Raw genomic sequence first — 21,854 nt, 5'->3', positions numbered from 1 at the left:
ATGGAAAAGAAACAGCGCCTCGACCTGCTTCTGGTGGAAAGAGGCCTTATTGAAACGAGAGAAAAAGCGAAACGGACGATCATGGCCGGCCTTGTTTTTGCAGATGGTGAAAGAGTCGATAAACCCGGAACAAAAGTGAAGGAAACGTCAGACCTTGAACTTAAAGGCAAAACCATGCCTTATGTAAGCCGGGGAGGACTTAAACTTGAAGGTGCGATCCGGGAATTTGATCTGGACCTGGAAGGCCGGACGATGCTTGATATCGGTTCTTCCACCGGCGGATTTACGGATTGTGCCCTTCAGAACGGAGCGGCCGCTGTATATGCACTGGATGTAGGGTACAACCAGCTCGCCTGGAAACTCCGTCAGGATGAACGTGTGATCGTTATGGAACGAACCAATTTCCGTTACTGCGGACCGGAGAACTTCACTGCCGGCGTTCCTGATTTTGCTACAATTGATGTGTCTTTTATCTCCCTGAGACTGATTCTGCCCCCACTCATGAGGATACTGAAAGAAGGCGGTGAAGTATCCGCCCTGGTCAAACCGCAGTTTGAGGCAGGTCGTGAAGAAGTTGGGAAAAAAGGCATAGTACGGGATCGTATAGTTCATGAGCGGGTTCTCGAAGACACTGCTTCTTTTGCAGAGGAGCTGGGCTTTACAGTAAAAGGTGCAGCTCCTTCCCCGATTCGTGGCGGGGAGGGGAACATTGAATTCCTCCTTTACATGAAGAAGGAGGAAGCTGAACAGCCTCCGGGTGATGAGAAGATTGATTTTGCAGCAGTAGTTGCAAAAGCGCATGAGCTTAAAGGACAGACATGAGCGGTACCCGTAAAAACAGGGGAGACAAGAGGCATTGTCTCCCTTTTGTGCGCAGTAAACATTTGAATATAAGGAAGTTTTCGGCTAATATACATAAGAGACGGTATAACTATTTACATACCAGCATAAACATTCAGGCCCGGAAGCCGGCGGAATGACGGAGGAGAACGATATGAACAAAGGGCAGCGTCATATTAAAATTCGTGAAATTATAACAAACAATGAGGTTGAGACACAGGATGATCTCGTGTCATTTCTGCGTAACGCAGGCTTTAACGTAACACAGGCCACGGTGAGCAGGGATATTAAAGAGCTTCATCTCGTAAAGGTTCCGATGATCGACGGCAGGTATAAATACAGTCTGCCTGCCGACCAGCGATTTAACCCGCTTCAGAAACTTAAACGTGCACTGATGGACAGCTTTGTCTCCATAGAACATACAAATAACATGATTGTAATGAAAACCCTGCCCGGAAACGCAAATGCAGTCGGTGCACTGATCGACAACCTTGACTGGAATGAAGTACTCGGGACAATCTGCGGGGATGACACTATTCTCATCATCTGCAGGGCTGAAAGTGATACAGAACCCGTCAGTGAACGGTTTCTCGAGATGCTCTGATTATTTGCCGTTAAAGGACGTGATTGCAGTTGCTAGTTGAACTTTCCATTCGTAACTTTGCTATTATCGATCATGTTACGGTTCCATTTGAAGAGGGGCTTACTGTACTGACCGGGGAAACCGGTGCAGGGAAGTCCATCATAATCGATGCAATTGGTCTGCTGATCGGTGGAAGAGGTTCAGTGGAATTCGTGAGGCACGGGAGTAAGCGTGCAGAGATTGAAGGACTTTTTTCCATCGATGACCACCGTGAAGTGGATAATCTGCTTCGGGATCTTGGTATTGAAATTTCCGAAGACGGCATGGTCGTCATTCGCAGGGAAATAACAAAGCAGGGGAAAAGTATCTGCAGAATTAACGGGAAGCTTGTAACACTTGCGACTCTGAGGCAGGCAGGACAGCTCCTGGTTGATATCCACGGCCAGCACGAGCATCAGCAGCTGCTGCAGGTGGACAGACACCTGTTTTTGCTGGACAGGTATGCAGAGGATGAGCTTAAAGATCCCAAGGAAGAATACAGCAGTCTATATAATCGTTATGTGAAAACAAAGAAGCAGTACAGACAGCTTTCGGAAAATGAACAGCAGACTGCTCAGCGCCTGGATCTGATCCGGTACCAGCTGAATGAAATAGAGAGTGCCAGCCTGAAACCCGATGAAGACGAAGAACTCGGTGCAGAAAAGCAGAAGCTCGGCAACAGTGAAGCGCTTTATCAGCGTGTTCACGACAGTTATCAGGCCATGTACGGAGAGAATAAGGGACTTGAGTGGATTATGGTTGCCGTCAACCAGATGGAAGAGGCAGCGGAACTTGATCCGGCTTTAAAAGACGTTCAGGAAACGATCACAAACTGTTATTACCTGCTTGAGGAATCATCATTTACATTAAGTGACTACGTGGAAAATATTGAGTTTAATCCTGAGCGTCTGAATGATATTGAATCCAGGCTCAATGAAATAAATACTCTCCGCAGGAAGTACGGAGAAAATGTAAATGCCATTCTTGAATATGCTTCAAGGATTGAAGAAGAAGTGGAAACACTGGAAAACAAAGATGAACATCTGCAGAAGTGGGCATCTGATCTTGAGGCGATTCAAAAGGATCTGATGGTGGAAGCAAAACACCTGTCGGAAATCCGTAAACAGCAGGCGAAGAAACTGACTGCCGATATCCAGGGAGAACTGAAAGCTCTTTACATGGAAAAGGCAAAATTTGAAGTGGCCTTTCATGACGGATCCGACAGTCATTTTACGAAAGACGGCACCGACGACGTGGAATTTATGGTTTCCACAAACCAGGGCGAACCACTTAAGCCCCTTGTAAAGGTTGCTTCCGGGGGTGAAATTTCACGTATTATCCTGGCTTTAAAGTCGATTCTGGCCAGTCATGAAGGCGTGACTTCGCTCATTTTTGACGAAGTGGATACGGGCGTAAGTGGCAGGGTCGCACAGGCGATAGCCCGAAAAATCCACCATATTTCAGAAGGATCACAGGTTCTCTGTATTACCCACCTGCCCCAGGTGGCAGCCATGGCAGATACACATCTGTTCATTGCAAAAGGTGAAAGGGAAGGCCGGGTTACAACTGAGGTAACTCCTCTAACCGAACGTGAGAAAGTGGAAGAGATCGGCCGGATGATTTCGGGAGCTGAAATGACGGAGCTCACACGAAGACATGCCGAGGAACTGATCGAGCAGGCTGAGGAAACGAAAATAGCGAAGTAGACAAAGCGTCAGGGGAATTTCCCTGACGCTTATTTTGCGTTTTCCAAAGCAGATACAGGGCTCAGGCCCTGCCAGTGGCAAGCGCCACCTATAGCGTCATAAACCAGCAATGTTCTAAAAAAGAGCCTTTTAGTACAATATCTGCCTTTACTGCTGAAATAACTGTCATAACGGAATTTCGCCGTTCATTTTCTATATCTTCCTGTTATAAAGGGCCATTTTCAAGGCTACTCTATAGATACAGCCATGATGGGGGTGCAGGTCGGGAGCGAGGAGAGTGAAAAGCGATTGAAAAAAGGACTAATAAAAAAAGCCATTGGGGCAATTCTCCTTGTCGTGCTGTTCAGCGCTGCGTTTTATCCTCCTCTTCAGCAGTATGTTGACACACCGGCTGATATCTTATTCTTTGAAGGGCAGGAGTTTGCCGTACCGGCAGCACTGGATGTCATTCATTCAGATGAGACAGTGGAGGTATTTTCGCAGGACAGCCGCACAACATTGGAAGGGGCAAGACCTGGCAGTTCAAAAGTACAGCTGGGGGTGGCCGGTTTCCCGTTAAAAACAATGAATGTTACTGTGCTGCCTGAGAAAAAAATAATACCCGGTGGTCAGTCGATCGGAGTGCGGGTACATACCCAAGGTGTGCTCGTGGTCGGTCATCACTTAATTGATACGGAAGAGGGTACGAAGTCTCCGGGAGAAAAAGCCGGAGTGGAAGTCGGCGATATGATTACAAAAATGAACGGTATGCAAATTAAGGATATGAGTGAAATTTCGGCTGTTGTGCAAAAAGCCGGGGAAGAGAATTCACCACTAAAGCTTGAGGTTAAACGGGGAGACAGGATGTTTAATACCGAACTGACACCCGAGAAAGCCAAAGGTGAATTCTCCTACCGGCTTGGACTGTATATCCGTGATTCAGCAGCCGGGGTCGGTACACTCACCTTTTACGACCCGGATTCAAAAAAGTATGGTGCACTTGGACATGTGATCTCAGATATGGACACGAAAGAACCGCTGCAGGTTAATGATGGAGAAATTTTGTCTTCGAGGGTCACTTCAATTGAAAAAGGGCTTAATGGTGAGCCCGGTGAAAAACTGGCACGTTTTTCAAGTGAACGGAAAGTACTCGGGGATATAAATAAAAACAGCGCGTTTGGTATTTTCGGTAAACTCAACGACGATGTGAGTAACGGGTCATGGGATGAACCGATGGAAATCGGTCTTTCCCACCAGGTGGAAGAAGGCCCTGCAGAAATTCTCACTGTCGTAAACGGGGAAGAGGTCCGGAAATTCTCGATTGAAATTGTCAGCAGCACAATTCAGAAGTTCCCTGCCACCAAAGGAATGGTGATTAAAGTGACTGATCCGGAACTCCTTGAAGCAACAGGTGGAATTGTTCAGGGAATGAGCGGTAGTCCGATTATCCAGAATAACCGGGTTGTCGGTGCAGTCACCCATGTGTTTGTGAATGACCCGACCTCCGGGTACGGGTGTCATATCGAATGGATGCTCCAGGAAGCAGGGGTGGATCTCGGAAAAGAAACAAAAGAAGCGAGAGCAAGCTGAAACAGTCAGCCGGTATTACCGGCAGGCTGTTTTTCTTTTTCGGTGACTGTGATATGATCGGTAAAGATAATTCGACAAACAGTGGGTTATGCTGACTGTTAAAATCGATTGAGGTCGAAAATCGGAGAATACGTTTAAAAACAAAAGAAAAGATAAGTTTTTTTAGAAAAAATAAGAATTTGAAGAGGATATGATTTCTGCTTGTCGAATCTATATCATCAAGAAGTGAAATTGGCATGGGGAGGAAATTAAATTGCAAACAGTTAAAGTATGTGTGGCGGATGACAACCGTGAACTTGTTATGCTGCTTGAGGAATACATTGAATCACAGGAAGATATGGAAGTAACCGGGAAAGCCTACAACGGTCAGGAGTGTCTGGATCTTGTTGCCGAGGAACAGCCGGATGTCCTTATTTTAGATATTATTATGCCTCATCTTGATGGTCTTGCCGTACTTGAGAAAATTAATGATCTCGATCTTCAGAAGCGTCCGAACATTATTATGCTGACAGCGTTCGGTCAGGAAGACGTGACGAAAAAAGCTGTGGAGCTGGGGGCTTCCTACTACATCCTTAAACCTTTTGATATGGATACACTCATCAGCAAAGTCCGTGACGTCAGCGGCAATGGTTCAGCCTACGTGAAAAAATCGTCCGGCGGAAGCAGTTCGCTGCGTAAGGAAAACAAACCGATGAACCTTGATGCAAGCATTACAAGCATTATTCATGAAATTGGAGTGCCTGCACACATCAAGGGCTATATGTACCTGCGTGAAGCCATTACCATGGTTTATAATGACATTGAGCTTCTCGGGTCCATTACCAAGGTCCTTTATCCTGACATTGCAAAAAAATATAACACCACCGCGAGCCGGGTGGAACGGGCTATCCGTCACGCAATTGAAGTGGCGTGGAGCCGCGGGAATATTGAATCCATTTCCAAAATGTTCGGTTACACTGTGAGTGTAAGCAAGGCAAAACCAACAAACTCCGAGTTTATTGCGATGGTGGCGGATAAACTCCGCATTGAACACAAAGTCAGCTGAAAAGACGGCAGATCATGAGGCTGTACATCGTGGGGACGAGCGTCCCCATGGTGTACAGTCTTTTTAATGCTGTTTGAAAAAATAAACCCGGTAACAATCAGGGCAGGCTCAGTGAACAAAACTGACTTGTCAGGGTTTTGTAATTCCAGTGGAGTGGAGTCTAATAAATTCGCTTTCCATACTGGTTGAAACTCCCTCCTCCTGGTCATACTATCCGTAATCATTTTTTTACAGGAGGACGAGGGTGTGGGCAGAACTGCAATAACCGGAACAGGCTATTTCAACCGGATAACAAAAAAACTGGCTCAGGAAATCCCGGCAGGCTCCATTGCCTTTTTGTCCCACAGGGATCTGGATCAGACCGCTGCAGAATCACTCGTCTACAGAGGTGTAAAGGCCGTGGTAAATCTGGACTGTTCAATGACCGGACGTTTTAATCATGAGGGCGTGGCAGTCTTCTTAAATAAACAGATACCTCTCTTTGATGTAGTGGAAGGAAGCAGCTTTTGTCCGACTGAAGGCCCCATGGCAATCGCAATTGCAGGCAGTGCCCTATATACAGGAGAAAAAGGGATTTGGACTCAGGCTACTGAGGTGTACAGATGGGATGAACCCGCCTTTAAACGCTGCAGGGAGAAAGCCGCTTTCCGGGAAGCTGAGGTATTTACTTCCTTTATGGAAAACTCCCTCTCCCACGCAGCAGAAGGGCTGAGGGAATTTATTGCGGGTGTGCATGCACTGGAACCACTGGAGGGACTTGAAGGAAAACGAGTATTTGTTATTGCCCGTGGAGCAGGGTACAGGGAGGAAATTCGCTGCTGGAAATCCGCTTTTAAGGAAGCGGGAACCGTTGTGATTGCTGTTGACGGGGCAGCAGAGGGACTGATCGAAGAAGGGATTGTACCGGATGTTATTACCGGGGATATGGATTCCCTTCCGGCAGGGGCTTCCGGGTTAAACTGCCGTTTTATAGCACACGCCTATCCTGATGGTACGAGTCCGGGAAAAGAAAGGCTGAAAGCATGCGGGATCAGCTGTGAGGTGAGGGCGTTTCCGGGGATGAGTGAGGATCTGGCCATCATGATTGCAGGAGTATCCGGAGCAGCCGGCATATTTACCATCGGATGTCGTTCCGGGTATCAGGAAATGCTTGAGAAAAACCGGGAAGGTATGGGGTCCACGATACTCACCAGAGCGTACCTGGGTACCAGGATCAGTGATTTGAAGTCCGGCAGTGAACTGCCGTTCCTGAGCCGGCAGAGCAGGCGGGCAGCAAGGATGGAAGTTCTGGAGCATTCCCGTCTGGAAAGCGGCCGGAAACAGGGAGGTCGGGAGCAGTGAAGGTGGATCTTATCATTCCCGCTTATAACGAAGGTGAAAGAATTACGACGACGCTTAAATCTGTTCGGGAGGCTGACTGGATCGAAAGAATTATTGTAATTGACGATGGAAGCACTGACGACACATATACCCGGGCTGCCCGTTATGCAGATGAAATGTACCGTTTTCACGTGAATCAGGGCAAGGCAGCTGCAGCTGTTACGGGGCTCACCCAGTCAAAGGGTGATTACGTAATGCTTCTGGATGCAGATCTTGGTCATACAGCCCCTGAAGCAGAAAAACTCCTCACGCCCCTGATGGAAGGCATTGCGGACGTTACAGTCGGTGCTTTTCCTCAGTCTCAGAAGGGCGGAGGGTTCGGTTTTATGAAACGGCGTGCGTGCAAGGTCATACGGGACCGGTTTGGTGTCAGTCTTACCAGCCCCCTTTCAGGCCAGCGTGCTTTTCACAGAAAGTGGAAAAATGTCCTTTCCGAAGACGTCAGGCACTGCCGGTATGGTTTTGAAATGGCGTGTAATTTTGATCTGCTTGCGAACGGGGCGGTTTTACAGGAAGTAAAAACGAATATGTCCCATAATGGATATGGCCGGACTGTGACTGGTATGCTGCACCGCTCACGGCAGTGGTATGAAATGGAGAGGCTTTTATGGCAACGAACCTCTGGATCCCTGTTGTAATCGTCGTATTTTACGCAGGAACTTCCTTCTTATTCAGAAATAAAGGGCTCACAGTTCTGAACTACAAAGGGAGTCAGGTACCCTATAATTTCGGGACTGTGATTTTACTGTGGGCAGGTCTTGACTTCCTGTTTGCAGGCACTATGGGACTGACCGGTTCCTCTTTCTGGTATGTGTTTACCGTATGGGCGCTCGGTTGGGTGGACGATCGTTACGGTTTATCATATCCAAAAGGCGTAAAAGGGCACTGTATGTACTTATTCCGATACAGACGGGTCACTACAGGGCTGTTTAAAGCAGCCGGAGGAACTCTGGCAGGCCTGATTTTTGCCGGGATCCTTGTCAGGGAGGGGCAAATCAGTATCCTGGAGTCTGTAATAATCGTGCCTTTTCTGGTCCTGCTTCCCCATGTGTTCAATCTTCTTGATACAAGGCCATTAAGAGTACTGAAAACCTGTGCAGCGGTTCTTATTGTACCTGCAATATTGAATAAAGGGCTCTTTTACATTCCGGGGATTGTCATCCTGTTTCTGCTGTGGGCAAGAGAGGAAGGGGGAGAGCGGACAATGCTCGGGGATAACGGGGCCATGACGGCAGGAGCAATAGCTGCTGCTGCGTGCGTAAACACAGGTTCCCTGACGTTATGGACTACTGTTTCGGCAGCTGCTGTCTGCCTGACAATTCTATCTGAGAAATGGTCTTTCAGCAGGGTGATAGCAGGATCCAGGGTCCTGAGCGTTATCGATCAGGCAGGCAGAAGAGCGGAGAAAAATTAAAAAGGCTGACCTGAAATAAGTGGAATACACTTTTCGGGCAGCCTTCAGTCATTCACGGAGACTTGTTTTCCTTAAGACGGAACCGGGGGGCAACTTTATTGTTTTTCCGGTCCCTGTGCAGGATGAATCCGCCGATAAACCAGACTCCGAGAATAAGGGCCACAAGGCCTGCGAAAAACTGGAGCATAAGAAACGGATATGGGGGATTTAGAATATTAAAAACGGTGTCCCGCATCAGTTTGATCCCGTATCCTGCGAAGACAGCGGGAATAACGAGAACCATTAGTGCAAGAAAACGCTGGATAGTCATCTGAAAAATCCTTTCCGGTTAGTCACCTTTATTTTATAGCAAGAAATCCATGTCCGCAAACCTTACATCGTGAACATTTCTGGAACTTTCCTGTGATACAGTGGAGGTTAAAGCGGAAATAAGTAATTCTATGAAAGAAATTGCAGAAAGGGTACAATAGAACCGGAGGAAGGAGCTGGGGTGATGAAACGGATTCTTTTGATTGGCGGCGGACGGGGCGGGAGTGCTCTGTTTGATCTGCTGCACAGAACAGCGTTTACGAGAGTGACGGGAGTAGTCGATCTCGACAAGGAAAGCATCGGTGCAAAAAAAGCGGCTGAGCATGAACTTCCTTTTTTTACAGACTGGCGCAGAGCTGCTGCAGAGCTGAAGCCGCTGGATGCCGTGATTGAAGTAACGGGAAACCCTCATCTTCTCGCAGAACTGAAACAGGAATTCTCGGGGCAGGATGTAACCCTCATCCCGAGTTCGGTGGCTTCGATTCTCTTTTACCTCATCGAGGAAAAGGAAAAGCTGATTGAAGAGAAGACCGAACACTTCTCAAAGCTCGAACTTGTACTTAATTCCACTCACGACGGTATGATCGCCATTGACAGTGACGAGAAGATTACACTTATTAACAGCATGGCCGAGGAAATGTCGGGACTGAGAAAGGAAAATGTCCTCGGCAGGCCGATCAGTAAAGTGCTGCCGTCAAGCGAACTGCCGAAAGTATTACATACAGGGAAAACCGAAAGAAATAAACGCCAGGCGATCCGGAAGAACCGGACGATTATAGCTACCCGCTTCCCGATGAAGCAGGGGAACCGGATAATCGGGGCACTGAGCGTATTTAAGGATATTACTGAAATTGAGCAGATGGCGGAGGAAGTAACCAATCTCAAAAGTGTTCAGACGATGCTCGAAGCCATAATCCACTCATCGGATGATGCAATCAGTGTAGTGGATGAAGAGGGTAAAGGACTTATTATTAATCCGGCATACACAAGGCTTACCGGTCTTACGTCAGAGGAAGTGCTCTCCAAACCTGCGACCACGGATATTTCAGAGGGAAAGAGCATGCACCTTCAGGTTCTGAAGACGAGAAAACCTGTCCGCGGAGTGAGAATGAAGGTGGGCCCGAAAAGAAAGGACGTTCTTGTTAACGTTGCGCCGGTCATTGTTGACGGCATGCTTAAGGGCAGTGTAGGGGTTATCCATGACGTATCGGAACTGGAGACGCTCAACAGTGAGCTTGAAAGGGCGAAGCAGATTATCCGGACGCTGGAAGCCAAATATACTTTTGATGATATTATCGGGCAGTCCGAAGAATTTCACCTTGCAATCGAACAGGCTAAAATGGCTGCGCAGACACCTGCCACGATCCTGCTGCGGGGGGAATCGGGCACCGGTAAAGAGCTTTTTGCCCATGCCATACATAATGCCAGTGACAGAAAGTACAACAAGTTTGTAAGAGTAAACTGTGCAGCGATTTCCGAAAGTCTTCTGGAAAGTGAACTTTTCGGTTATGAGGAAGGGGCGTTTTCCGGCGCCCGCCGCGGTGGAAAAAAAGGACTATTTGAAGAAGCCCATGGCGGCACCATTTTCCTGGATGAGATCGGAGAACTGAGCAGCCAGACCCAGGCAAAGCTTCTCCGGGTTCTTCAGGAAAAAGAAGTAGTCCGGGTCGGGAGTACCAAAACAATGGACATTGACGTTCGTGTCGTGGCGGCAACCAACGTTAATCTGGAAGAAAAAATGGCACTTAATGAGTTCAGGAGTGACTTGTATTACCGGCTTAACCGGATGCCGATCCAGATTCCTCCTCTGAGACAGCGGAAACAGGATCTGGCTGCACTGTGCAATCACCTGCTGACGAAGCTGAATCAGGATTACGGGAGGAATGTGGAAGGTCTTACCGGTGAGGCTCTTGAAAGGCTCTCCGAATACGACTGGCCGGGGAATGTGAGGGAACTTGAAAATATCCTTGGCCGGGCCATGATTCACATGCATTATTCCATTCACAGGATCGGAAGTGAACATCTGCCGGCACTGACTGAGGGAAAGGGGATCACAGCATATGACAGGGTCCCGGATGCCGGTGATGATACCAGGACGTTAAAAAAGCAGCTGGCGGCACATGAAAAACAGATAATTATGGATACACTTGCGAAAACTGACGGTAATAAAACGAAAACGGCGGAAATGCTCGGACTGTCGGTTCGAAGTCTCTACTATAAGCTCGACAGAATGGAAAAAGACTCATGATTGCAAAAGTGTGCGTGCAATTTTTTGCGCAGTATGAAATACTATTCATGGAACATTCGCTGGATTTTTAAGGCTGCCTGACCCTCTGTAAGCGTTTTCGTTCATTTTGTTTTTTGGCATCATTCTTGCATTACATAATATGCAGATGGTCTTCATCATGAAAGGCGGGATCATATTGAATCTGGACCAGTTAACCGACCGGGTAAAATCCAGCCCGGGAAATCAGAAGATATTCGCTGTAGCCCACGCTGTCGATAAGGGTATTTTCACGGCAGCACTTCGCGCCATGGAGGAAGGGCTCGGTAAATTCATTTTCACCGGACCTGAAAAAGAGCTCCGTGAGCTTGCAGAAGAAGCCGGTCTTAAGGAAGACAGTTCTCTATGGGGAATCAGGGATACTTCGGACCCGGTGGAATCTGCAGCGTCAGCTGTAAAACTGATCAGGGATCATGAAGCGGATATACTCATGAAAGGGATGACCTCCACTTCTGTTCTTTTAAAGGCGGTCCTGAATAAAGAAACGGGGCTGAGAGGCAGTGGAGTTCTTTCCCACGTGGCCGCGTTTGACTTACCTGACAGAGAAAGCCTCCTCTTTCTTACCGATGCTGCCATGAATATTGCACCGGATCTGAAGGAAAAAACGGAGATTACTGCCAACGCTGTGGATACAGCAAGAAAGATTGGATTCTCCAATCCGAAAGTTGCTGTTTTAGCTGCAGTTGAAACAGTTAACCCTGCAATGGAAGCGACGATGCACGCCGCTGCTTTAACTCAGATGAACCGCAGGGGCCAGATTAAAGGGTGCACGATAGATGGACCTCTCGCTTTTGATCTTGCAGTGTCCAGCGAGGCGGCAACTCAGAAAGGGATTCAGTCCGAGGTGGCCGGAGCTGCGGATATACTCGTTGTACCCGCTATTGAAACCGGCAACGCTCTTTATAAATCACTGACGATATTCGGAAAAGGGAAAGTCGGCGGTCTGATCACCGGTGCAAAAGTGCCGATCGTGCTTACGAGCCGGGCTGACTCCTCCGACAGTAAACTTTTTTCAATTACACTTGCTGCAGCAGCAGCAGAATAAACCGGAAACATCAGCACAGAAAAGAAGCGCTTTAAATAAGAGGAGGATGCAAAATGAAAATCTTTAAGTATATGGAAAGCTACGATTACGAACAGGTTGTGGTCTGCCAGGACCAGGAATCAGGACTGAAAGCCATAATTGCCATACATGATACAACCCTTGGGCCGGCACTCGGGGGCACACGGATGTGGACCTACGAAACTGAGGAGCAGGCATTTGAGGATGCACTCCGCCTTGCAAAAGGGATGACTTATAAAAACGCTGCAGCAGGTCTTAACCTCGGAGGCGGTAAAACGGTTATCATCGGTGATCCGAGAAAGGATAAAAATGAAGCCATGTTCCGTGCTTTCGGCCGCTATATCCAGGGTTTAAACGGCCGATACATTACTGCTGAGGATGTGGGGACCACTGTAGAGGATATGGATCTTGTCTATCAGGAGACAGACTACGTTACCGGCATCTCCCCGGCATTCGGCTCTTCCGGTAACCCGTCTCCGGTAACTGCCTACGGTGTATATGTAGGAATGAAAGCTGCAGCCAAAGAAGCTTTCGGAACGGATTCACTTGAAGGCAGACGCGTCGCTGTACAGGGGATCGGAAATGTTGCATACAACCTGTGCCGCCATCTTCACAAAGAAGGCGCCAAACTTATTGTGACTGATATTAATGAAGAAGCGGTTGCCCGGGCTGTTGAGGAATTCGGGGCAGAATCAGTAAGTGTGGACGATATCTACAGCGTTGATTGTGACATTTATGCACCTTGTGCTCTTGGTGCCACTGTTAACGATGAGACGCTGTCCCAGCTCAAGGCGAAAGTGATTGCCGGAGCGGCCAACAACCAGCTTAAGGATACACGACACGGGGAACTTCTTGAAGAAAAAGGAATGATCTACGCCCCGGATTATGTTATAAATTCCGGCGGGGTTATTAACGTAGCTGACGAACTGAACGGCTACAACCGTGAGCGGGCAATGAAAAAAGTTGAGACGATCTATGATAACATTTCCAAGATCTTTGAAATTGCAAAGCGTGATAACATTCCTTCGTACGCGGCAGCAGACCGTATGGCGGAAGAACGCATTCAGACGATGAGAAAATCCAGAAAACAGTTCCTTCAGAACGGCCTGAATATTATGAGCCGGGGAAGAAGATAAACAGTATTGCAGGCTTTGGCAGAGCAAAAGCAGCTGTACACAGGTCTCTGCTCTGCCGGGCTTAAATGATGGAGGTAAACAAATTGGAACAAAGAGAACACCGTATACTGGCAATCAATCCAGGTTCGACATCCACGAAAATAGGCATCTTTGATAATGAACGGGCGATTATGGAGGAGACGCTCCGCCATGACCGCGATACGCTTGCTCAATACGATTCCATCATTGATCAGTACGCGTTTAGGAAACAGGCGATTCTGGAAACTCTTGACAGCCAGGGTATCAACCTGTCCAAGCTTTCTGCCGTTGTAGGCAGAGGCGGTCTTCTCAGGCCGATCGAAGGCGGCACGTATGAAGTGAATGACCTGATGCTTGCAGACCTGCGGGAAGGATACTCGGGCCAGCATGCATCAAACCTGGGAGGCATTGTGGCCAATGAAATTGCCCGGCAGTTTAATATCCCCTCCTATATCGTGGACCCTGTCGTGGTGGACGAGCTGGAGAATGTAGCGCGCATTTCCGGGTTTGCAGACTTTGAAAGAAAAAGTATTTTTCATGCGCTTAATCAGAAAGCTGTGGCCAGAAAAGTAGCCCGTGATCAGGGTCGCAGTTACGAGGAAATGAACCTGATTGTTGTGCATATGGGCGGAGGGATTACCATTGGAGCCCACCGTCAGGGCCGGGTAATCGATGTAAACAACGGACTTCACGGAGAAGGACCGTTTTCTCCCGAACGGGCAGGCACGGTACCTGCCGGTGATCTTGTGGCCATGTGCTACAGCGGGGAGTATTATTCTGCTGAAGTGATGAAAAAGATTGTCGGCCAGGGCGGTCTGGTCGGTTATCTTGGTACAAATGACGCTGTGGAAGTTGAAAAAAGGATTGCTTCCGGGGATGACCGGGCTGAACTTGTTTACGATGCCATGGCGTACCAGGTTGCCAAGGAAATTGCAGCAGCCGGTGCCGTCTTAAAAGGTGAAGCCGAGGCGATCATTCTTACCGGAGGGCTTGCCTACGGGAAAGAGTTTGTCCAGAAGATTACCGAGCGGGTTCACTGGATCTGTGATGTCATCATCAAGCCTGGTGAAAACGAACTGGAGGCTCTTGCAGAAGGCGCACTCAGAGTACTGAGGAACGAGGAAAATCCAAAGGAATATACGAAAAACCGGGTCAGCCCCGGTAAAACGGTTAACTGAACAGCCTCGGAAAGGGTGCGGCAATGTCCGTACCCTCATGAGAGGTTATAAGAGGAGGAGTAACCTATGGCTCATGAATACGATCTCGTAATACTTGGAGCGGGTACCGGCGGCTACGTTGCAGCAATTCGTGCTGCACAGCTCGGCGCGTCCGTTGCGATCGTGGAAAAAGGAAAACTTGGAGGCACGTGCCTGCACAACGGCTGTATTCCGAGTAAGGCGCTTCTGAGAAGTGCAGAAGTTTATCAGACAGTAAAGAAAAGCAGTGAATTTGGCGTGAATGCAGGAACGGCCGAACTTGACTTCAGTCAGGTGCAGAAGCGTAAGGACAAGATCGTCGACCAGCTGTATAAAGGTGTACAGCACCTTATGAAAAAAGGTAAAATCGATGTTTTTGAAGGCTTCGGCCGCATACTCGGACCTTCCATCTTTTCACCGTCTCCGGGAACGATCAGTGTGGAGAATAACGATGGAACCGATAATGCCATGATCGTACCGAAGCATGTTCTGATCGCAACAGGCAGTCATCCGCGGACGCTCCCGGGACTGGAACTGAACGGAACTACGGTACTTTCATCGGATGATGCCCTGAAGATGGAATCCCTTCCTGAATCAATTGCCATCATCGGCGGCGGTGTGATCGGGGTTGAATGGGCCTCCATGCTGGCTGATTTCGGTGTGGATGTAACCATTCTTGAATACGCTTCCCGCGTTCTCCCGCTTGAGGATGAGGATATTTCCAAAGAAATGAAACGGGCCCTGAAGAAGAAAGGTGTTACAGTTATCACCGACGCAAAGGTAAAGGCAGATCAGGTTGAACAGCAGGACGACATGATGACGGTTCCTTATGAGCACAAGGAAGAGACGAAAGCCGTTTCCGCGGAAAAAGTGCTGGTCTCCGTCGGCCGTGCAGCCAACGTGGATGATATCGGCCTTCAGAACACGGATATTAAGGTTGAGAAAGGCTTTATCGCTGTTAATGAGAATTACCAGACGAAGGAATCCCATATTTATGCAATCGGTGATGTAATTGGCGGTCTTCAGCTTGCCCACGTGGCATCCCATGAGGGAATAGCAGCTGTTGAGCACATGTTTGGTGACGGAGGTCACTATGTGGATCCTGACCAGGTAGCCAAATGTACGTATTCCTCACCGGAAGTTGCCAATGTCGGTCTTACCGAGCAGGCTGCAAAAGAGCGCGGCTATGAAGTGAAGACGGGAACCTTTTCTTTCAAGGCGATCGGGAAGGCACTCGTATACGGCGATACAACAGGATTTGTTAAGTTCGTCTCCGATGCGAAAACAGACGACCTTCTCGGTGTTCATATGATTGGCCCGCACGTAACGGACATGATTTCCGAAGCAGCAGTGGCAAAGATGCTCGATGCAGCACACTGGGAAGTGGCAGAAACAATTCATCCACACCCGAGCCTCTCTGAAGCAGTTGGAGAAGCAGCTCTCGCAGTTGACGGAAAAGCCATTCACAGCTGATAAATGGAGAGACTGCTGCTTTTAACAAGAAGTGTATGAAACGAAAGGCGATGACTCCGGCGGGAAAAGCAGGAGCAGAAGACACCGCAGGCGAGAGAAGGTTAAGGTCCTGCCCGCGGAAAGCGTCCGCCTGTATTGGAGTAATACAGCAATCTTACGTAAAGAGCAAAAATCAGTGGTTTACGAATTAAAGGAGGGAACATAATGGCTGAACAGCGCCATGAACAATTAGGATTGACTGATGAAAGTGTACTTGAAATGTACGAGCAGATGCTTCTAGCCCGGATGATTGACGAGCGGATGTGGCTGTTAAACCGTGCTGGTAAGATTCCGTTTGTGATTTCCTGCCAGGGACAGGAAGCAGCCCAGGTAGGAGCAGCTATGGCTCTTGACCGGGATGTGGATTACGTTCTCCCTTATTACCGTGATATGGGTGTAGTTCTTGCTTTCGGCATGACTCCAAAAGACCTGATGCTTTCCGGATTTGCGAAAGCCGAGGATCCAAACTCCGGCGGGCGTCAGATGCCGGGCCATTTCGGTCAGAAGAAGAACAGAATCGTAACAGGCTCATCCCCGGTAACGACTCAGGTTCCCCACGCTGTAGGAATCTCTCTTGCAGCCAAGATGAAAGGTGAGGAATTTGTAAGCTTTACAACGTTCGGAGAAGGTTCTTCCAACCAGGGAGACTTCCATGAAGGTGTAAACTTTGCAAGTGTGCACGACCTGCCTGTCATTTTTATGTGTGAGAACAATAAATACGCCATTTCTGTTCCGTATGACAAGCAGCTTAACTGTGAAAAAGTATCAGACCGGGCAGTCGGGTATGGCATCCACGGGGAAACTGTGGACGGAAATGATCCGCTTGCAGTATATGAAGCAGTTAAAAACGCACGGATCCGCGCACTGAGCGGTGAAGGACCATCCCTGATTGAAACGGTTTCCTACCGTTTGACGCCCCATTCAAGTGACGATGATGACAGTGTTTACCGTGAGCGTTCGGAAGTGGAGGAAGCGAAGAAGCTGGATGCCATCTTTACTTTTGGTGACTACCTGCGTGAAGCCGGCGTTCTGACAGAAGATAAGGAAACGGAAATGAAAGACCGACTCAGAAAAGTGATCGACGAAGCAACGGATTACGCTGAAAAAGCACCTTACGCTGATGCTTCTACGGCTTACGATCACGTATACGGAGGGGAATGATTCGATGGCTGTCAAATCCTATATTGAAGCAGTAACTATGGCAATCAGAGAGGAAATGGAGCGGGACGACAACGTGTTCGTTCTTGGAGAGGATGTCGGGCGCCGCGGAGGAGTATTCCGCGCCACAGACGGACTTTACGATCAGTTCGGGGAATACCGCGTACTTGATACACCGCTGGCTGAATCGGCTATTGCCGGTGTCGGAATCGGTGCGGCCATGTACGGGATGCGTCCGATTGCGGAAATGCAGTTTGCAGATTTCATTATGCCTGCTGTTAACCAGATCGTATCGGAAGCTGCGAAAATCCGCTACCGGTCAAACAATGACTGGCAATGCCCGATCACCGTCCGTGCACCATTCGGGGGCGGGGTACACGGTGCTCTTTATCATTCCCAGTCCGTTGAAGCGCTGTTTGCGAACGTACCGGGCCTGAAAATTGTCATTCCATCAACACCGTACGATGTAAAAGGACTCCTTAAAGCCGCGATTCGCGATGACGATCCGGTACTGTTCTTTGAGCACAAGCGCGCCTACCGTCTGATTAAAGGCGAGGTTCCTGAAGAAGATTATACTCTTCCGCTTGGAAAAGCAGATGTGAAGCGTGAGGGAGAGGATATTACCGTAATTACATACGGTCTCTGTGTCCACTTTGCCATGCAGGCTGCCGAACAGCTGGAAAAAGACGGGTACAGTGCCCACATCCTTGACCTGCGTACTGTTTACCCGCTTGACCGTGAAGCCATTGTGGAAGCGGCGAAGAAAACAGGAAAAGTACTCCTTGTCACAGAAGACAATAAGGAAGGAAGTATCATGAGCGAAGTATCCGCCATTATTTCCGAGGAGTGCCTGTTTGACCTCGATGCGCCGGTTAAACGCCTGGCTGGCCCGGATGTTCCTGCGATGCCTTATGCACCAACGATGGAAAAAGAGTTTATGGTCAATGCAGATAAAGTTGAAGCTGCCATGCGAGATCTGGCTGAATTTTAAACGAACCGGAGGTGCCTGAAAGTGGCGACTAATATTACAATGCCCCAGCTTGGGGAAAGTGTGACAGAAGGAACGATTACAAAATGGCTCGTCGGACCCGGCGACCAGGTAAATAAATACGATCCTATTGCAGAAGTAATGACCGATAAAGTAAACGCGGAAGTCCCATCATCCTACGCCGGTACCATCGCCGAACTTATTGCCGGCGAAGATGAGACCATCAGCGTCGGTGAAGTCATCTGTACAATGAACGTGGAAGGTGAGGAAGCGGAGGAAAGTGCATCTTCCCCTGTTCCTGAAGCTTCTTCCGGAGAGGAAAGTACAGATGAGCCGGCACAGGCGGACACATCCGAGAAGAAACGTTATTCTCCTGCTGTTCTCAGACTCGCTCAGGAACACTCAATCAACCTTGAGCAGGTAACAGGTTCAGGGCGGGGAGGAAGGATCACCCGCAAGGATCTTCAGAAGCTGATCGATACCGGCTCTGTGCCGAAGCAGGATGAAAAGCCTCGTGAACCTGCTGCCGGCAGACAGCCTGCACCGGAAGAAATGGCTGCAAAAGAAACGGCGCGCCAGGCACAGGAGGAGGCTCCTGTACAGGCTCCATCACCTCAGCCTGTTTCAAAAGGGCGCACAGAAGAAATCCCTGTTTCCGGTGTAAGGAAAGCCATTGCCCAGAACATGGTTAAATCAAAGCATGAAGCCCCGCATGCCTGGATGATGGTTGAAGTTGACGTTACTGACCTTGTAAAGTACAGAAATAAAGTGAAACAGTCCTTTGCGGAACAGGAGGACATGAAGCTTACATTCCTTCCGTTCTTTGTTAAAGCTGTTGTAGACGGACTGAAGAAGTATCCGCAAATCAATTCCAGCTGGCAGGGAGACAAAATTGTCCGTCACAAAGACGTTCACATTTCTCTTGCCGTAGCGACGGAAGAGTCCCTGTTCGTACCTGTGATAAAGCATGCTGACGAACAGACGATTAAAGGTCTTGCCCGCCAGATTGATGAACTTGCAGGACGGGTGAGAACAGGAAGTATCACTCAGGCGGATATGCAGGGCGGCACGTTTACGGTAAACAACACCGGTTCATTCGGTTCCGTACAGAGCCAGCCGATTATCAACCATCCCCAGGCTGCGATTCTCAGTGTGGAATCAATTGTGAAAAAACCGGTTGTCCTTGACAACGATGCGATTGCTGTCCGGCACATGGTTAATCTCTGTATGTCACTGGACCACAGAGTACTGGACGGGCTTATCTGCGGCAAGTTTATGGCGGATGTTAAGAATACTCTTGAAAATATGAACGGAGATACGATCCGACTATACTGATCGTCATTTTAATCCAGGACCTCTCAGCTCAGCTGAGGGGTCTTACTGTTTACTGTGACAAGAAAGACAGTGAACCGGCTGGGATAATCTGCAGTCGTTTTAGAAAAACTAAGTTCAGATTCGCTGCTGTTTCCGGCAAAACGGCAGTTAAAAAAGGAAGGTGTAAGAAATGAAGAAGTTAAAATGTTTCATGGTCGCCGCTCTTCTCACGGCTGCGCTGACACAGTTTCCAGGCCTGATCGCTGCTGAGGAATCGCCGGAAGGAAGAGAGGAATCGGCCCGCACACATGAGACTGTACATCTAAAGTATGATAAAATGCGTCCGCACCTGAACTTCTACTACGAGCTGCTCATCGAAAGGTATGAACCTGCCATGAAAGAAGAGTGGCTTATGATTGTACAGGAACTGGAGACGCTTATAAAAAAATACCGGGAAATGAAGAAAGAGGGCAAGCTGAAGGACAAGGATTTTCATAATCAGGACGACAAATGGAAGATGAAGCACCAGGACGTTCAGGAACAGTTTCTGAAAGCTGTCAAGGAACGGAACGATGAGGCCATCAGAGCCATTCTTCCTGACCTGGTTACCCTGCAGAAGGAAATGAATGAATACCTTGAATCGATACTTAAAACGTCCTGACGACTGAACCGGTACCCGATGGGTGCCGGTTTCGTCTGTTACAGCGGGTTTCCTGCAGCAGTGTAATCCACAGGGGGACCCTGATGCGGGCTTTTTTTCAAAAGCTGTTTACCCGTTTAGCCAAAATAAGCAGCTGGAAATTGATAAATCGTTATGATTCCTGTTTACAAATCGTAATTAGTCCGATATAATCTTCAGTGGTTATAAAACGTAACGATTACGAAAGGGGTACATACCATTGAAAAGATTTAAAATGACGGCGTTTTCCTCCATGCTGGCAGCTTCTGCTTTTCTTGCTGCCTGCGGGACAGACGAGGATGTAAACGATCAGGGCCAGACTGACGACAGTGACGACGAAACTGCATCCGACGAGGACGTTGATCCGTTATCTGTATACACAACACTTTACCCTCTTGAAGATTTCGCGGTGAAAATAGGGGGAGAGCACGTTGAAGTTGAAAATATTGTACCACCCGGAGCGGATGCCCATACGTTCGAGCCCACTGCACAGCAGATGATCAGTGTGGCGGATGGCGATCTGTTTATTTACAACGGGGCAGGTTTTGAAGGTTTTACAGACATGATCAGTGAGATTCTTGAAGGCGAGAATGTCGAAATTCTTGAAGCTGCACACGGTATTGATCTCATTGACTATCACCACGACCATGATCATGATCACGGACATGAAGACGACCACGACCACAGCCACGAGGAAGATGAACACGGACACGAAGACGATCACGACCACGGCCACGAGGAAGATGATCACGGACACGAAGACGATCACGACCACGGCCATGAGGAAGATGATCACGGACACGAAGACGATCATGACCACAGCCACGAGGAAGATGATCACGGACACGAAGACGATCATGACCACGGCCATGAGGAAGATGATCACGGACACGAAGACGATCATGACCACGGCCATGAGGAAGATGACCACGGCCATGAAGACGACGATCACGGGCATGATCATTCCCATGACCACGACCACGGGGATGAAGATCCGCACGTGTGGCTTGATCCGATTCGCGCATCCGAGCTTGCTGAAAACATCAAAGATGCCTTGATCGATCTGCGTCCTGAAGCAGAAGAATACTTCACGGAAAACTTTGAAACTCTGAGAGAAGATCTTGAGGAACTGGATGAAGAGTATCAGGAAATGGCGGACAATAAGGACCGGGATACCATTATCGTTTCCCACGCCGGTTATGGTTACTGGGAAGAGCGCTACGGGATTCAGCAGGTTGGTATTGCAGGCATCTCGCCGACAAATGAACCATCCATCCAGCAGCTTGAGGAAACCATTGCCTACGCCGAAGAAAACAATATCAATTACGTCATGTTCGAACAGAACATCCCGACAAACATTGCAGAAACAGTGAGAAGTGAAATCGGTGCGGAAGATCTGTGGCTTCATAACCTTGAAGCACTCACCGAAGAGGATTTGGAAAACGATGAAGATTACTTTAGCCTTATGCGCCGAAACCTTGAAGTGCTTGAAACAGCACTGAACGACTGATTTTAAGTCCGAATTCTGAAATTGTAAGAAGGCATGCCTCCTGTTCAATATGGAGGCATGCCTTTCATGTGTGAGCAGACGATTCGGGAGGTAAACGCTGAAATAAGGGCA

19 protein-coding genes are annotated in these 21,854 nt (G+C 48.5%); 18 read left to right on the top strand and 1 reads right to left on the bottom strand.

Annotated features, from left to right (window positions below):
* From FGB90_RS05485 to FGB90_RS05450, 8 genes are all read left to right on the top strand, one after another.
* Entirely contained in the window at positions 1-822 is an 822-nt protein-coding gene (locus tag FGB90_RS05485; protein ID WP_138809527.1) for a TlyA family RNA methyltransferase, read from the top strand.
* Between the two features lie 172 nt (positions 823-994).
* On the top strand, positions 995-1,444 hold the full coding sequence (ahrC, locus tag FGB90_RS05480; RefSeq protein ID WP_138809526.1) for a transcriptional regulator AhrC/ArgR: 450 nt from the start codon (positions 995-997) through the stop codon (positions 1,442-1,444).
* 29 nt (positions 1,445-1,473) lie between these two features.
* Positions 1,474-3,168, top strand: coding sequence for a DNA repair protein RecN (gene recN, locus FGB90_RS05475; RefSeq protein ID WP_138809525.1), 1,695 nt, complete (start codon positions 1,474-1,476; stop codon positions 3,166-3,168).
* A 288-nt stretch (positions 3,169-3,456) separates the two neighbouring features.
* Positions 3,457-4,737 carry a SpoIVB peptidase gene (gene spoIVB, locus FGB90_RS05470; RefSeq protein ID WP_246056058.1) on the top strand — a complete coding sequence of 427 codons (1,281 nt, stop codon included), beginning with the start codon at positions 3,457-3,459 and terminating at the stop codon, positions 4,735-4,737.
* A 253-nt stretch (positions 4,738-4,990) separates the two neighbouring features.
* Positions 4,991-5,782: a sporulation transcription factor Spo0A gene (gene spo0A / locus FGB90_RS05465; RefSeq protein ID WP_138809524.1), complete on the top strand. Its 792-nt coding sequence runs from the start codon at positions 4,991-4,993 to the stop codon at positions 5,780-5,782.
* 246 nt (positions 5,783-6,028) lie between these two features.
* The gene (steA, locus tag FGB90_RS05460; protein WP_138809523.1) at positions 6,029-7,123 is read left to right on the top strand and encodes a putative cytokinetic ring protein SteA; all 1,095 of its coding nucleotides are present in this window, start codon (positions 6,029-6,031) and stop codon (positions 7,121-7,123) included.
* The gene (locus FGB90_RS05455; protein ID WP_138809522.1) at positions 7,120-7,800 is read left to right on the top strand and encodes a glycosyltransferase family 2 protein; all 681 of its coding nucleotides are present in this window, start codon (positions 7,120-7,122) and stop codon (positions 7,798-7,800) included. The genes steA and FGB90_RS05455 overlap by 4 nt, the downstream gene beginning before the upstream one ends.
* Positions 7,770-8,576 carry a hypothetical protein gene (locus FGB90_RS05450; RefSeq protein ID WP_138809521.1) on the top strand — a complete coding sequence of 269 codons (807 nt, stop codon included), beginning with the start codon at positions 7,770-7,772 and terminating at the stop codon, positions 8,574-8,576. Before FGB90_RS05455 ends, FGB90_RS05450 begins: the two co-directional genes overlap by 31 nt.
* Before the next feature lie 52 nt (positions 8,577-8,628).
* On the opposite strand, the gene FGB90_RS05445 is transcribed toward FGB90_RS05450, so the two are convergent.
* Positions 8,629-8,880: a DUF2627 domain-containing protein gene (locus tag FGB90_RS05445; protein ID WP_138810036.1), complete on the bottom strand. Its 252-nt coding sequence runs from the start codon at positions 8,878-8,880 to the stop codon at positions 8,629-8,631.
* 189 nt (positions 8,881-9,069) lie between these two features.
* On the opposite strand from FGB90_RS05445, the gene FGB90_RS05440 reads away from it, so the two are divergent.
* The 10 genes from FGB90_RS05440 to FGB90_RS05395 all read left to right on the top strand — a co-directional run bounded on the left by FGB90_RS05440 (position 9,070) and on the right by FGB90_RS05395 (position 21,743).
* Positions 9,070-11,133 (top strand): sigma-54 interaction domain-containing protein, encoded by a 2,064-nt coding sequence (locus FGB90_RS05440; protein WP_138809520.1) that lies wholly within the window; start codon positions 9,070-9,072, stop codon positions 11,131-11,133.
* A gap of 175 nt (positions 11,134-11,308) precedes the next feature.
* Complete coding sequence (locus FGB90_RS05435) at positions 11,309-12,214, top strand: bifunctional enoyl-CoA hydratase/phosphate acetyltransferase (RefSeq protein WP_438502674.1); 906 nt, start codon at positions 11,309-11,311, stop codon at positions 12,212-12,214.
* Between the two features lie 53 nt (positions 12,215-12,267).
* Positions 12,268-13,368, top strand: a complete 1,101-nt coding sequence (bcd, locus tag FGB90_RS05430; RefSeq protein ID WP_138809518.1) for a branched-chain amino acid dehydrogenase — start codon at positions 12,268-12,270, stop codon at positions 13,366-13,368.
* Between the two features lie 68 nt (positions 13,369-13,436).
* Positions 13,437-14,564, top strand: coding sequence for a butyrate kinase (gene buk, locus FGB90_RS05425; RefSeq protein ID WP_438502684.1), 1,128 nt, complete (start codon positions 13,437-13,439; stop codon positions 14,562-14,564).
* A 66-nt stretch (positions 14,565-14,630) separates the two neighbouring features.
* Positions 14,631-16,055 (top strand): dihydrolipoyl dehydrogenase, encoded by a 1,425-nt coding sequence (lpdA, locus tag FGB90_RS05420; RefSeq protein ID WP_138809516.1) that lies wholly within the window; start codon positions 14,631-14,633, stop codon positions 16,053-16,055.
* A 204-nt stretch (positions 16,056-16,259) separates the two neighbouring features.
* Positions 16,260-17,255: a thiamine pyrophosphate-dependent dehydrogenase E1 component subunit alpha gene (locus FGB90_RS05415; protein ID WP_138809515.1), complete on the top strand. Its 996-nt coding sequence runs from the start codon at positions 16,260-16,262 to the stop codon at positions 17,253-17,255.
* Between the two features lie 4 nt (positions 17,256-17,259).
* Positions 17,260-18,243 carry an alpha-ketoacid dehydrogenase subunit beta gene (locus FGB90_RS05410; protein WP_138809514.1) on the top strand — a complete coding sequence of 328 codons (984 nt, stop codon included), beginning with the start codon at positions 17,260-17,262 and terminating at the stop codon, positions 18,241-18,243.
* Between the two features lie 39 nt (positions 18,244-18,282).
* Positions 18,283-19,575: a dihydrolipoamide acetyltransferase family protein gene (locus tag FGB90_RS05405; RefSeq protein ID WP_138810034.1), complete on the top strand. Its 1,293-nt coding sequence runs from the start codon at positions 18,283-18,285 to the stop codon at positions 19,573-19,575.
* A gap of 169 nt (positions 19,576-19,744) precedes the next feature.
* Positions 19,745-20,215: a hypothetical protein gene (locus tag FGB90_RS05400; protein WP_138809513.1), complete on the top strand. Its 471-nt coding sequence runs from the start codon at positions 19,745-19,747 to the stop codon at positions 20,213-20,215.
* Between the two features lie 238 nt (positions 20,216-20,453).
* Complete coding sequence (locus FGB90_RS05395; protein ID WP_246056057.1) at positions 20,454-21,743, top strand: metal ABC transporter solute-binding protein, Zn/Mn family; 1,290 nt, start codon at positions 20,454-20,456, stop codon at positions 21,741-21,743.
* Positions 21,744-21,854 lie beyond the last annotated feature (111 nt).

Origin of the sequence: Alteribacter natronophilus (genome assembly GCF_006007885.1) — a bacterium.
GTDB lineage: Bacteria > Bacillota > Bacilli > Bacillales > Salisediminibacteriaceae > Alteribacter > Alteribacter natronophilus.
This window is presented reverse-complemented; position numbering and strand designations above follow the sequence as displayed.